Raw genomic sequence first — 13,804 nt, 5'->3', positions numbered from 1 at the left:
ACCCATGAGCGCCGCCGGCGCCGCCCACAGCGGCCCAGCCGACGGCTTGAACCGGCCCATGATCACCGTCTCGATCATGCTGGCCACCATCATCCAGGCGTTGGACGGCACCATCGCCAACGTCGCGCTGCCACACATGCAAGGCAGCTTGTCGGCTTCGCAGGACCAGATCACGTGGGTGCTGACCTCGTTCATCGTGGCCGCCGCCATCGCCACCCCGCTCACTGGCTGGCTGTGCGACCGCTACGGCCAAAAGAACATCTTCCTGTCGGCCGTGGCCGGTTTCACGGCCGCCTCGGTGCTGTGCGGCCTGTCCGCCTCGCTGGGCCAGATCGTCGCGGCGCGCCTGCTGCAGGGCGTGTTCGGCGCGGCGCTGGTGCCGCTGTCGCAAGCCGTCCTGCTCGACATCAACCCGCGCGAAAAACACGGTTCGGCCATGGCCGTGTGGGGCATGGGCGTGATGATCGGCCCCATCCTCGGCCCCACGCTGGGCGGCTGGCTGACCGACAGCTATAACTGGCGCTGGGTGTTCTTCATCAACGTGCCGGTGGGCGCGCTGGCCTTCTACGGCATCTGGAAATACATCCGCCCCAGTCCGGCCGCGCGCCGGATGCGCTTCGACGGCTTCGGCTTCGCCACCCTCAGCCTGGCCATCGGCGCGCTGCAGATGCTGCTGGACCGGGGCGAACAGAACGACTGGTTCGCCGCCACGGAAACCTGGGTGGAAACGATCGTCATGGCGCTCAGCTTCGCGTATTTCGCCGCCCACACGGCGCTGCGCCCGGCTGGCCAGTCGTTCTTCAACTACCGCCTGCTCAAGAACGCCAACTATTCCAGCGGCCTGCTGTTCATCTTCATCGTCGGCATGGTTCTGTACGCCACGCGCGCGCTCACGCCCACCATGCTGCAAGGACTGATGGCCTACCCGGCCGCCGTTGCGGGCCTGGTGACGGCACCCAGCGGCCTCGGCACCATGTTCGCCATGCTGGTGGTGGGCCGCCTCGTGGGCAAGTTCGACCTGCGCCTGCTGCTGGGTACCGGCTTCGCCATCACCGCCTTGTCGCTGTGGTGGATGAGCGGCTACACGCTGGTGCTGTCGCGCGGCGACATCGTCTGGCCCGGCGTGGTGCAAGGACTGGGGCTGGGACTGGTGTTCGTGCCGCTCAGCACCGCCACCTTCGCCACGCTGTCGCCGGAAATGCGAGCCGAAGGCACGGCCATCTACAGCCTGGTGCGCAATATCGGCAGCAGCATCGGCATCGCCCTGGTGCAGAACCTGTTGGTGCGGAATACCCAAACCATGCACGCCACACTGGCCGAGAAGATCACCTATGGCAATCCCGCCCTATTCGACAGCCCGGTCTACAACCTGGCCACGCCGGAAGCGGCCACCGCGCTCAATAACGAGATCACCCGCCAGGCCTCAATGATCGCCTACGTCGACGACTTCTGGCTGATGATGGTGCTCACGCTGCTGGTGATCCCCTTGCTGCTGTTGATACGTCCACCGCCAAAGGCCGCCGCCGCGCACGCACCTGCACCTGCACCTGCACCTGCGCCTGCTCCCGCTCCTGCTCCTGCTCCTGCTGGTGCTGGTGCTCCTGCCCGTACTCCTGCGCCTGCGTTCGCACCTGTGCATGTACCTGCGCCCGACAACGCCGCCCCGGAATGAGAATGACAGCCATGACCACCCCACACCGCAAACGTCCCGCGCCGACGCCGATCATTACGTCGCTGATCACGCCATGGATTCCGTCGCCAGCGACGCGGCTGGCGCCACTGGCGCTGCTGGCATTTGCCATGGCCGGCTGCGCCCACATCCCGCAGGACAGCGCACCGCTGCCCCAGCGCGACGTGGCCGGCGCCAGCCTGGCCGCCGACATCCACCTGGCCCACCAAGGCTGGCCCGCCGCCCGCTGGTGGACCGGCTATGGCGACCGCCAGCTCGACGCGCTGATGACTCAAGCGCTGGCCTCCGCCCCCAGCCTGGAAGTGGCGGCCGCCCACATCGGCAGCGCGCACGCCGCGCTCGACACCAGCAGCGCCGCGCTGGGCGTGGAACTGGACGGCCACGCGGACGTGAACCGCCAGCGCTACTCCGGCACCGGCCTGTTCCCCGCCCCCATCGGCGGCAGCTACTTCACGGAAGAGAACCTGCGGCTGGAAGCGCGCTACCACTTCGATTGGTGGGGCAAGAACCGCGCCCAGATCGCCGCCGCCGTGGGTGAACTGAACGCGCAGCGCGCCAGCTACGCCCACGCCGAACAGGCGCTGGCCGCCGCCATCGCGCAAACGTACTTCCGCCTGCAAGCGACATGGGCGCGTCTGGACAACACCAACGGCCAGCTTGCCGTCCAGGCGGAACTGGTGCGGGATCAGGCCAAACGCATGGCGCGTGGCCTGGCCGCCAGCGACACCGCGCACGCGGCGCAAGCGGAACTGGCGCAACTGAAGAAGCAGCAAGCCCAGTTGCAGGCCGATGCCGGCGCCAGCCGTGAAGCGCTGCGCGCCCTGCTGGGCGCCGATGCGCGCGCGCTGGCCGATCTCAAGCCGCAACCGCTGAGCGCCACGCCGCACGCCCTGCCCGCCCATCTGGGCATGGACCTGCTGGCACGCCGCCCCGACCTGCAAGCGGCTCGCTGGCAAGTGCAGGCGGCGCTGAGCCAAACGGAAGCCGTACAGGCCGCGTTCTACCCCGACATCAACCTCAGCGCAGCCTTCGGCCTGAACTCGATCTCGTACCAGCATCTGCTGCAAGGCGCCAGCCGCACCCTGTATCTGGCGCCCACGCTGAACCTGCCCCTGTTCGACAGCAAGCGTCTGGACGCCCAGCTGGCAAGCGCGCGCAGCCAGCGCGATGAAAAAATCGCCGCCTACAACCAGGCCGTGGTGCAAGCCGTGCGCGATGTGGCGCAGGACAGCCTCGCGCTGCAAGGCGTGGAACAGCAACTGGCCCGCCAGGCCGAAGCTACCGAGGCGGCCAGCGCCCAACTGCGCAGCGTGCAGTCCCGCGCCGCGCACGGTCTGGCCGACCGCCGCAGCGAACTGGCTGCGCAACTGGCTCTGCTGCGCCAGCAGGACAGCGCACTCGCTTTGACGCACGCCCAATTGCAGGCCGAAGTGGCCCTTACCCAGGCGCTGGGCGGTGGCTACCGCAATGACACCGCGCCCATGCAAACGCGCGCCACCAATTGACCGCGCCGATCAGCGCACCAGCACACGGGCACGGGCACAAGCACGAGCACACCAGTAAATCAGGAAACCAGGAACGTCAATGAGCACCGAAACCACCAACAACGACCGCCAGCGCAAGCGCGTACTGCTGGCCATCACCGCCATCTTCCTGCTGGGCGGCGCGGCCTACGCCGCCTACTACATACTGGTCGGCTCCAGGGAACAGGAAACGGACAATGCCTACGTGGGCGGCAACCTGGTCACGCTGTCGTCGCAAGTGGCGGGCAACGTGCAGGAAATCCGCGCCGACGACACCCAACTGGTGCAGGCCGGCAGCCCCATCGTCCAGCTGGACGCGGCCGACGCCGACGTCGCCCTGAGCCAGGCCGAAGCCAGGTTGGGCGCCTCCGTGCGCCAGCAACGCCAGCGCTACGCGGACGTGGCCCAGTACGACGCCACCATCGCCCAGCGCCGCCTGATCCTGCGCGACGCGGAAGCCGACCTGGCGCGCCGCAAACCGCTGGCGGCCGACCATACCGCCTCGGGCGAGGAAGTGGAACACGCCAGCCAGGCTGTCGCCAACGCGCGCGCCGCGCTGGCCGTGGCCGAGCGCCAGGCCGACGCCGCCCAAGCCGGCGTGGCCGGTGTGGCGCTGGCCCAGCACCCGGCCGTGCTAGCGGCCAAGGCCGATTACGCGCAAGCGTGGCTAGCCGCCCGCCGCAACGCCATCCTGGCGCCGGTGACGGGCTACGTGGCCAAGCGCAGCGTGCAGGTGGGCGCGCATGTGGCAGCGGGCACGCCGCTGCTGTCCATCGTCCCGCTGGACCAGCTGTGGGTGGACGCCAACTACAAGGAATCGGAACTGCGCGGCATCCGCATCGGCCAGCCGGCCACCGTCACAGCCGACATGTACGGCGGCAAAGTGACCTACCACGGCAAGGTGCTGGGCCTGTCCGCCGGCACGGGCAGCGCGTTCTCGCTGCTGCCGGCCCAAAACGCCAGCGGCAACTGGATCAAGGTGGTGCAGCGGGTGCCGGTGCGGATCGCGCTCGACCCGAAGGAACTGGCCCAGCACCCGCTGCGGGTGGGCTTGTCGACGACGGTGGTGGTGGACATCAGCAAGACGGACGGGCCCATGCTGGGTAACACCACCGCGTCCGCACCCGTGTACACCACGCGCGCGCTGGCGCAGCCGCTGGCGCAAGCGGCCAGCGCCGCCGACGCCATCATCGCCCGCAACCTGAAATAACCGCGCTATTTGGCCAGTTCGGCGTCGAGCTGATGGATCGCCGTCTGGGCCTGGGCGATGGCGCGGTCGGCGATGCGCAGCCGCATGCCGGCCACGCGGCTGGCCGCTTCCGCTTCCAGCAAGGTGGGGGTGAGCAGTTGCAGCGCCGATTCATGAAAACCGTCGGCCACCAGGTCCAGCTGCGCATTGAACGATAGCTCGGCCTCGCGTAACTGCTTGCGCAACTCCGCTTCGAATGCGGCGCGCTTGTCGCGGATTTCCATGCGCTTGCGCTTGCCGCCGTCGCTGAACCATTTGACGGCGCCCGCCAGCAGCACGGCGCCGCCGACGAACGGCGCCACCGGCACCAGCACCGGCAGCACCACGGCCGCGCCGAACAGATAGGCGGCCGTCCCCGTACCGGCCGCCGCCACGGCGCCGCTGACCAGCGTCACATTGGCCGCCGTGTCCACCCGGTTGGCGATCCGTGTGCCCAGCCGCAGCCGCGGCATCAGGCGCGCCAGCGCTGAATGGTGCTGCCGCTGGAACACGGTCGATTGGCTCAGCCGCATGGCCGACTGAAACAGCCGCAAATCCTCCTGCAGCAGGTGCAGGGCCTGCTCCTTGCGCCGTACCACGCGATCCAGCCGCCGCTCCATCTCCTGCCCGTACTGGTTGCGGCCGATATCGTCCCACACGTCGTCATCCTTCCACTGGTCCGTGTGCAGCCGCTCGGCGATGGCCAGTTCGATGGCGTTGCCCGCGTCGTGCACGGCGTCGTCGATTTCGTCGAGCAGCAGCGCCCGTTCGTGGGCGATGCGGGCATCGATCAGGGTCAGGCGCTGCACCACCTGATGCCGCATCTCCTGCGCGGCCGTGGCCACAGCCGCGGCGCCCGCCTCGCCAGCCGAAATCGATTCCGCATGCTCCATGTAGGAGGCGATATCCTGGCTGATGGCACGCGTGGCCGCCCCCACCTGTTCGCGCAGCGCGTCCAGCCCGATCACGCCGGCCTGGAAGTCGCGCGCATGCTCGATCAAGGCTGGCTGCCCTGTGCTGCGGCCAAAGTCGGCCACCGCGTCGGCCAAGGTGCGGCCCTTGATCAACTTGCGCGCCTGATCACCCAGGCTAGCCAGCAAGCCCCGCTCCTCTTCCGGCGGCAAACCGTCCAACTCCTCGAACGTGGGTTTGACGCCCAACGCCTTGGCCAGCCGCTGCGCCTGGGGACGGGCATCCGCGCCCAGCAGCGTCAGCAAGGGGATGGCCATGGAAAAGGCGGCGTCACGCGCGGGCTGCGGCGTGCCGGCGCAAGCGCGTCCCAGCGCCGCAAAGGCCCAGTCGACATTGACGGCCGATTCAATGGCGTTCAGCACCAGCGCGGTGAAGACGGCGGACGCCTTGCCTTCGCCGGCGATCTCGGTGACGGCGGCGAATTGCGCCAGGGTGACGGTGCCGTCGGCAGCCGCCAGCGCGCCCAGTGCGCGCGCGTAGGCGGAGCTGAAGCTCTGGTCGGACGACAGATGCTCGTCCAGGGACCGGACGGCGACGATGTGCTCGTGGTGGGACTCGGCCCCGAGAGGGCCATCATGCATGCTGTTCACGGCTGCTCCATTCGATAACGGGTGCCATGCCGCGATTCTACCTGAAGCGCGGGCCGCCGTATCAGCGCACGGGTCCGTTATTGGGGCACTTCCGTCGACAGCACCAGCGTCTCCTTGATCTCCTCCATCACGACATAGCTTTTCGACTGCGCAGCGCCGGGCAGTTGCAGCAGCATTTCCCCCAGCAGCTTGCGGTACTCGGCCATTTCGTGGATGCGGGCCTTGATCAGGTAATCGAAATCACCCGACACCAGATGGCATTCCTGCACCTCCGGGATGCGCAGCACTTCGCGCCGGAACTGCTCGAACACGGAGGCTGATTTCTGGTTCAGCGTGATCTCCACGAACACCAGCAGCTTGGCCCCCAGCGCCGGCGGCGAGATGCGTGCGTGGTAGCCCGTGATCACGCCGTCGCGCTCCATGCGCTTGACGCGCTCGATGGCCGGCGTGATCGACAAGCCCACCTGCTCGCTCAAATCCTTCATGGAGATGCGGCCATCGTCCTGCAGGATGCGCAATATCTTCCGGTCAAGCTTGTCCAGGCTGCGGACGGATTCCTTCTGGGTTCGCATGAATTTCCACCAAATATCTATCGTTATACAGTAACAATTACTAGAAGAACGACACTACCATAGCAATATATCTGGCGCAATCCAAAAACAAGGGGGCAGCTTTATGAAAGTCGTTATTCTCGGCAGCGGCGTGATCGGCGTGACCAGCGCCTACTACCTGGCGCAAGCCGGCCACGATGTCACGGTACTCGACCGTCAACCCGGCCCCGCGCTGGAAACCAGTTTCGCGAACGCCGGGCAGATCTCGCCCGGCTATGCGTCCCCCTGGGCCGCGCCCGGCATTCCCCTGAAGGCGATGAAATGGATGGTGCAGCGCCATGCGCCGCTGTCCATCACGCCCGACGGCACCAAGTTCCAGCTGCAGTGGATGTGGCAGATGCTGCGCAACTGCACGCCCGAGCGCTATGCCGTGAACAAGGAACGCATGGTGCGCCTGGCTGAATACAGCCGCGATTGTTTCAAGACCCTGCGCGCGGCCACCGGTATCGAATATGAAGGCCGCCAGCAAGGCACGACCCAGCTGTTCCGCACCCAGAAGCAGCTCGACGACGCGGCCAAGGATATCCGCGTGCTGGAAGAAACGGGCGTGCCGTTCCAGCTGCTCGACCGCGACCAGCTGGTCGGCGCCGAACCTGGCCTGGCCAGCTCGCGCCACAAGCTGGTGGGCGGCCTGCGTCTGCCCAACGATGAAACGGGCGACTGCCAACTGTTCACCACCCGCCTGACGGCCATGGCCATCGAGCTGGGCGTCAAGTTCCGCTACAACGTCGACATCACCGGCCTGACCGTGGCCGGCGGCGCCATCTCCGGCGTGCAGTGCGGCGCTGACATGGTGCGGGCCGATTCCTATGTGGTGGCACTGGGCGCCTACTCGACCACGCTGCTGAAAAACCTGGTCGACATTCCCGTCTATCCGCTCAAGGGTTATTCGATCACGGTGCCCATCGTCGACGGCGGCGCCGCGCCCACCTCGACCATCCTGGACGAGACCTACAAGATCGCCGTCACCCGTTTCGACGACCGCATCCGCGTGGGCGGCATGGCCGAAATCGCCGGCTACAACCTGAACCTCAACCCACGCCGCCGCGAGACGCTGGAAATGGTGGTCAACGACCTGTTCCCCGGCGCCGGCGACACGGCCGCCGCCACCTTCTGGACCGGCCTGCGCCCCATGACGCCGGACGGCACCCCGGTGGTCGGCCGCACCGGCCTGCGCAACCTGTTCGTCAACACGGGCCACGGCACGCTGGGCTGGACCATGTCCTGCGGCTCGGCGCAACTGCTGTCGGACATCATCTCCTCGCGCCGCCCCGCGATCCGCGCCGACGACCTGTCCGTGAGCCGCTACAGCCAGCAGGACGCGCCGCGCCAGCCGGAACTGGTGAACGCCTGAGCTTAGCCGGGGCTTGGCCAATTCCTGGCCGGGTCTTGGCCGCATCTGAGCCACATCGCAGCACCATCAACGCCGAGGCCGTCGCTTTTAGAGGACGGCCTCGATGCATCATTGCGTTGAGATTGCGCGTCAGGGTGCGTATAATTTCGACATGAACAAATTGGAAGCATTCGGGCACATCGCAGCCCTGGCCATTCGAGGCGAACTGGTGTTCCCCACCAGCGTCAACGCGGCGCTCCGCGTGCAACTGGCGCTGGACGATCCCGAGTGCCCCATCGACAAGGCCATCAGCCTGGTGCTGGCTGAGCCCATCCTGGCCGCCCGCACCGTGGCCATCGCCAATTCCGCCATGTTCAACCGCAGCGGCGCGCCAGCCATCACCAACGTGCGCGGCGCCATCATCCGCATCGGTTACCACAACCTGTTCGCGCTGGCCGCCGCCATGGTGGTGCGCCAGTTCGGCAGCAAGATCACCGACCCGGAAGTGCGCGCCAAGGCTGAGCAGCTGTGGGACCACACCATCCACGTGGCCGCACTGTCCCGCATCATCGCGCGCCAGATCACGGGGGTGAATCCCGACACGGCCCTGTTCGCGGCCATCGTACACGAGGTGGGTGGCTTCTACCTGCTGTCGCGGGCCGACGAGTTCCCTGGCCTGCTGGAGGAAGACCCCGAGAACTGGCAACCGGCCAGCGAGGAAATCATCACGCGCGAAGTGATGAATAAACTGAGCATTCCGGAACCGGTGGCCGAAGCCATCGAAGGCTTGCGCGACGGCTTCCTGTCCATCCCGCCCGACAATCTGCTCGACACGCTGCTGCTGGCCAACCACCTGTCGCCCGTGCCGTCGCCGCTGGCTGGCCCGCAACGCGAAGTCCCGCCCCACTCCGATTCGGCCATCGACCTGTTCATCGACGAGGACAAACTCAAGTCCATGCTGGAGGAATCGGAGATCGACGCGGCCGCCATGAGCGCGGCGCTGCTGGTCTGAGGGCGGCGCTGCTGACCTGAAGGCCAGCCCGGCGCCCGGCTGTTTCGGCTTGCGCCGCGGAGAAGATTAGCGCTGGCCCGGCGCGCCCGGCTTGGCGCGCGGTGCGCCCTCCGGCATCAGCCACAAGTCCCGGTGCTCCAACGGCAAGCCATTCGGCAGCAGCGGATTGACCAATTCGATCACGGGCCGCTGATCCAGCCGCGCCTGGCGCAAGGCTGCGCCGAAATTCTGGTTGAACAAGCGCTCGAACGAGCCATCCGCGATGGCCGCTTCCAGCCCCCGTTTGATGGCGTCGGCCAACTGGGTGTTATTGCGGTTGACGAAGTAATACAGCGCCGTGGGGTAATGAATGACGATGTGGCTATCGATGGCGAGCGCCGGATGGGCGGCAGCCTCCGGCCCGATCTCGATCACGGCGCGGGGAAAATAGTCGATGCGCCCGGCCGCCAACATGCTGAACAATGCCTCATAGCTGGAATTGGCCGACACCGGCACGCCATTGCCACGCAGGATGCCCGTATCCGGCCAGTCGTGTCCCTGTCCACTGCGCAGCTTGCGCAGCCCCGCCAGGTCACGCACGTTGGCGAACAAATCCTGGCGATCGCCCCGCACCAGCGGCAGACGCCAGCCATACAAGCCCTTGTCGATGGGGATGCGCACGGCCAGCATCTTGCTCTCGCGTTCCTGGCTGGTCATGGTGGCGATGATATCGACCCCGCCATCGCCCTTGGCGATTTCCAGCAGCACCCGGTCCTGGGTCATGACGACAGGGGTGAATTTCAGTTCATACGGCGTGCCTGATTTTTCCAGCGCCAGCCGCAACAGCACGACCGGATAATCGTTACGCGGATCGGTGCCCAACAAGGGACGGGGATACATCACAGTGGCCGCCAGCGCTGGGACGGCGGCGCAGGCACACGCGCACGCCAGCGCCGCCAGCCGCGTCAGCAGACGCTTGGGCGAAGTGGGGTTGCCAGCGGCCGCCCGATCACATAATTGCACAGTCGCTTGCATGCCCCTCCCTCACAGGATCGGCCGGTTGCCGCCGGCGGCACGGTCCCGCTTGATGGTCCTATCGGATCAACGCAGGTTGCCCGTATGGCCCAGCGAATAACGGCCCGGCAGCGGCCACACGGTCAGGCCGTGCGGCTCCTGGCCCACCTTGACCTTGGCCACGGCGCCCGTTTCCGTATTGATGCGGTAGACCACATCATCATAACGGCCCGACAGCCACAGCGACTTGCCATCCACGCTCACGTTACCCATGTCCGGGCTGCCGCCGCCGGGGATCGGCCATTGCGCCGTGATCTTCCCGCTGGCGAAATCGATCACCGTCACGCTGCCCTTGCCATTGCGCGGGCCATGGATGCGGTGCGAACCGCGATTGGCCACGTACAGGCTCTTGCCGTCACGGCTGGGGTACAGGCCGTGGGCGGCCACGCCGGTGGCGATGAAGCCGGTTTCCTTGAAGCTGGCGCCATCGACCACGTGCACGCCGTCCGCCTCCATGTCGGCCACGTAGAATTTCTTGCCGTCGGGCGAAATGCGTATGTCCTGCGGCATGCCCTTCTTCGAGCTGCAGATTTCCGTGGCGCCGGGGCCGGCCATGGTCGGTACTTCCTTGTAGCGGGTGGAAGGCATGTTCAGTTTCAGGTAACCGAGCACGCTGCGGTTGACCAGGTCGATCTTGACCAGGCTGCCCTCGAATTCGCAGGTGAACAGCGCGTAGCTGCCATCGATCGAGAAGTCGGCGTGATTGATACCGCCGCACTTGGGCGTCTCGATCGAATACTGCAGCGCCAGCGTGCGCGGATCGCGGAAATCCAGGCGGTGCTTGGCTTCCGCCACCACGATGGCCGATTTACCGTCGGGCGAGAAGTACAGGTTGTAGGGATCATCCACCTTGATGGCGGCGCCCGGCTTGCCGGTGCGCGGATCGATCGGGGTCAGGCTGCCGTCGTCATAACGTTCGGCGTTGTTGGCCACCCACAGCGTGCGCAAGTCCCACGACGGCACGATGTGCTGCGGCGCGCGGCCCACCTTGAAACGGTCCACCACCTTCATGCTGGACGGGTCGATCACACTGACGTCGTTCGAGCGCAGGTTGGGTACATAGATGCGTTCCAGGTCGCCCTTGACGGCGGCGCTCACATGGCTGGAAGCGGTTTCGCTATACAGGTTGCTGGCATCGACCACGGGCGGCATGCCGGCCACAGTGGCGGGCGCGGCGCCGCCGGCCGGTGCCGACGTATTGGCCTGGGTGGCGGCGTACACGCCGGCGCCGCCGCCAATGGCGGCAATGGCCAGCGCGGCCAGGCCCAGGCGGGCGGGAATACGTGCGGTAGGTTTAACGGGTGAATGCATCCTGGGGTTCCTCGGTAATAGCAGCGGTTAGTTCAATATTCGTTCAATATGCGGTATTCAACGGGCCGGTGGCAAGCGTTTGATCGCCCCCACCGTGGCCTCGATAATCTGTTGCACGCCCAGCTGTCCCAGCTCGGCGCTGGCGCGGCGCGGATCGCCAGCCACACCATCGCCCGGCGTGGGGCCGTGGGCCAGCGCGGCGCTGCGCACCTGGGCCGGATCGAGCGCGAGGCTGAGCGACACATCGGCCAGTCCGGCGTGGGCGCCGATTTCGGCGGCGCTGTAGCCGCGCTTGCGCAGCAGCGCGGCGAAACCATCCGACGCGGCTTGATAATACTCGGGCGGCGCAACCACGCGGCACGTGCCGTCGCCGCCCTTGTTCACGTGCTGCGCCACGCGCTCCAGGTTTTTCTGGTAACCGCCATGGTCGCCCAGCAGCACCACCTGGCGCAAGCCGTGCTGGCACAGGCTGCGCGCGGTGGCGTCGAGCATGGCGTCGAAGGCGCTGTCGGGAATGGAGATGGTGCCGGCGAAGCGCATGTGCGCGGCCGGTGGCCGGATGCCGCCTTCCGGGACATAACTGACCGTGGGCGCGACCACGGCATTGCCCAGCCGTTCCGCGATGCGGCCCGCCAGCAGGTGCGCGCGGCCATTGTGCTTGCCCAGCACGATGTAAGGACCACTCTGCTCGGTGCCGCCGACCGGCACCAGCACGGTGGTGGCGCCGGCCGCGATGCGCTCGCGCAGTTCCGGCGACGTCAATTCTTCCAGGTAGACGCTGGCCGCGTTCGCGTGCACGGGCGCGCCCACACACGCCGCGGCCAGTGCCAGCATCGATGCCGGATGGCGAAATAACGACGGGGTCGAACAGCGCGACGACGGAAGAGATGGGCGGACGAAGTTAAAAATTGCTGGCATGACAGGATTATCGCTTGAAATGCCCAGATCCGAAATAGCTGTTTCGTGCCGGATCGCCCTAACGTCCCATTCCTGGCACATCCGCGCGCCGCACGCGTAACACAATATGGTCCATGGTGGTGCATCGACAATACGAGCGTTGCATTTCCGACGCAGCAAATCGGCGTGCGCGTCACGCATATGTTGCGTTTCATCACGCGAGATCGCCGCGCCTCATGTCAGGTGTTGTCTGCACTTTCCACAATAAGCCGATGAATCTAAAAGACTGTTTTCTGATGACCTAAAACAGGCCAGTCACATGCCTTTTTGGACTTTGATCGTCATCAAAAAAACCATGAATTTTTTTGCTGTCGCTTTCTATCGTGCCGCTATTTCCATGCGTGTTGGGCGGTGATATTGTGAGGACGTCAGGCGTTGATTTCTCACCTTAGCGAGCAGCCAGCCATGCATACGACTTTGACCAACCCACTACCCTCGTTGCAACAACTATTGCGCGAATGCCCCCTGTCCGGCGCTGCGCCGGTGGAGATCCACGGCGCCCGCGCACTCGGTTGCAATCCCAATGACGACTTCCTGTTTCAGGGATTCAAGTACGTGCTCGATGCCAATCGCGACGTGCTGGTGCGGGAAGACATCCATCGCTGGATACAAGCCCGTCGCATATTGAATTGAAGCCGGCGAACTGAAGCCAGCGAACTGAACCCGGCGCGGCGCGGCACACATCCCTTGCCGGGACGTGGCCGTGCCTTCCACTGATCCCCTAGCCCAGGTACTGCCCGCCGTTCACATCCAGCGTGGCGCCCGTGATAAAGCCCGCGCTTTCGTCGGCCAGGAAAGCCACGGCCCGGCCGATCTCATCGGGCGTACCGAGCCGGCCGACGGGGATGGCGTCGACTATGCTGCGCAGCACATCGGGCGACACCTTGGCCACCATGGACGTGTCGCAATAGCCGGGCGCGATGGCGTTGACGGTGATGTGCTTGCGCGCGCATTCCAGCGCCAGCGCCTTGGTGAAGCCGAGGATGCCGGCCTTGGCCGCCGCATAGTTGGCCTGGCCGATCTGGCCTTTTTCTCCGTTGATGGAGCTGATGTTGACGATGCGTCCGTACTGGCGCTCGCGCATGCCTTCCATCACGTGCCGGGTCATGTTGAACATGGAACCGAGATTGGTGTTGATGACGTTCCACCACTGCTCCGGCGTCATCTTGTGCATGACGGCGTCGTCCGTGATGCCGGCGTTGTTGACCAGGATGTCGATCGGCCCCAGTTCATGTTCCACCTCGGCCACGCCCAGCCCGCAGGCCGAATACACCGACACGTCCCAATGGAACACGGGAATGCCGGACGATTGCGAAAACGCTTGCGCCGCCTCCGCGTTGTCGTGATAGACGGCCGCCACGCGATGACCCGCCGCCTTCAGTGCCAGTGAAATGGCCTGCCCCAGGCCGCGGGTGCCGCCGGTCACCAATGCTAATCTTTGCATCTCAGTTCTCCTTGTAGTAAGCGCATTGCCGCGCGATGCCAGGGTGATGTGATGAAGACGCGCGCCCACCAATGTAGCGG

General features: G+C 66.1%; 12 protein-coding genes. 6 read left to right on the top strand and 6 right to left on the bottom strand.

Features of this window, described 5'->3' with window-relative positions:
- Positions 1-4 precede the first annotated feature (4 nt).
- The 3 genes from H3H39_RS25935 to H3H39_RS25925 all read left to right on the top strand — a co-directional run bounded on the left by H3H39_RS25935 (position 5) and on the right by H3H39_RS25925 (position 4,423).
- Positions 5-1,672 (top strand): MDR family MFS transporter, encoded by a 1,668-nt coding sequence (locus tag H3H39_RS25935; RefSeq protein ID WP_182157287.1) that lies wholly within the window; start codon positions 5-7, stop codon positions 1,670-1,672.
- Between the two features lie 11 nt (positions 1,673-1,683).
- Entirely contained in the window at positions 1,684-3,195 is a 1,512-nt protein-coding gene (locus H3H39_RS25930) for an efflux transporter outer membrane subunit (protein ID WP_182157286.1), read from the top strand.
- 79 nt (positions 3,196-3,274) lie between these two features.
- Positions 3,275-4,423, top strand: coding sequence for an HlyD family secretion protein (locus H3H39_RS25925; protein ID WP_182157285.1), 1,149 nt, complete (start codon positions 3,275-3,277; stop codon positions 4,421-4,423).
- A gap of 5 nt (positions 4,424-4,428) precedes the next feature.
- On the opposite strand, the gene H3H39_RS25920 is transcribed toward H3H39_RS25925, so the two are convergent.
- Entirely contained in the window at positions 4,429-5,994 is a 1,566-nt protein-coding gene (locus tag H3H39_RS25920) for a hypothetical protein (protein ID WP_182157326.1), read from the bottom strand.
- Between the two features lie 86 nt (positions 5,995-6,080).
- The gene (locus tag H3H39_RS25915) at positions 6,081-6,575 is read right to left on the bottom strand and encodes an Lrp/AsnC ligand binding domain-containing protein (protein ID WP_182157284.1); all 495 of its coding nucleotides are present in this window, start codon (positions 6,573-6,575) and stop codon (positions 6,081-6,083) included.
- Positions 6,576-6,678: 103 nt separating this feature from the next.
- Between H3H39_RS25915 and H3H39_RS25910 the strand changes: the two genes are divergently transcribed.
- Both H3H39_RS25910 and H3H39_RS25905 read left to right on the top strand, forming a co-directional pair.
- A complete protein-coding gene (locus H3H39_RS25910) occupies positions 6,679-7,968 on the top strand; it encodes a D-amino acid dehydrogenase (protein WP_182157283.1) in 1,290 nt (429 codons plus the stop codon).
- Positions 7,969-8,119: 151 nt separating this feature from the next.
- Positions 8,120-8,959 (top strand): HDOD domain-containing protein, encoded by an 840-nt coding sequence (locus tag H3H39_RS25905; RefSeq protein ID WP_182157282.1) that lies wholly within the window; start codon positions 8,120-8,122, stop codon positions 8,957-8,959.
- 66 nt (positions 8,960-9,025) lie between these two features.
- Here the strand turns inward: H3H39_RS25905 and H3H39_RS25900 are convergent, their stop codons facing one another.
- The 3 genes from H3H39_RS25900 to H3H39_RS25890 form a co-directional block, all read right to left on the bottom strand.
- A complete protein-coding gene (locus tag H3H39_RS25900; RefSeq protein ID WP_229218305.1) occupies positions 9,026-9,973 on the bottom strand; it encodes a substrate-binding periplasmic protein in 948 nt (315 codons plus the stop codon).
- 66 nt (positions 9,974-10,039) lie between these two features.
- Positions 10,040-11,323 carry a YncE family protein gene (locus tag H3H39_RS25895; protein ID WP_182157281.1) on the bottom strand — a complete coding sequence of 428 codons (1,284 nt, stop codon included), beginning with the start codon at positions 11,321-11,323 and terminating at the stop codon, positions 10,040-10,042.
- A gap of 57 nt (positions 11,324-11,380) precedes the next feature.
- Positions 11,381-12,157, bottom strand: a complete 777-nt coding sequence (locus H3H39_RS25890) for a creatininase family protein (protein ID WP_182157280.1) — start codon at positions 12,155-12,157, stop codon at positions 11,381-11,383.
- A 528-nt stretch (positions 12,158-12,685) separates the two neighbouring features.
- On the opposite strand from H3H39_RS25890, the gene H3H39_RS25885 reads away from it, so the two are divergent.
- Entirely contained in the window at positions 12,686-12,913 is a 228-nt protein-coding gene (locus H3H39_RS25885; protein ID WP_182157279.1) for a hypothetical protein, read from the top strand.
- 88 nt (positions 12,914-13,001) lie between these two features.
- On the opposite strand, the gene phbB is transcribed toward H3H39_RS25885, so the two are convergent.
- Complete coding sequence (phbB, locus tag H3H39_RS25880) at positions 13,002-13,724, bottom strand: acetoacetyl-CoA reductase (RefSeq protein ID WP_182157278.1); 723 nt, start codon at positions 13,722-13,724, stop codon at positions 13,002-13,004.
- Positions 13,725-13,804: the final 80 nt, after the last annotated feature.

The organism is Rugamonas apoptosis, from assembly GCF_014042355.1.
GTDB classification, from domain to species: Bacteria; Pseudomonadota; Gammaproteobacteria; order Burkholderiales; family Burkholderiaceae_D; genus Rugamonas; species Rugamonas apoptosis.
The sequence above is the reverse complement of the archived record's forward strand: the minus strand, read 5'-3'. Positions and strand labels throughout refer to the sequence as shown.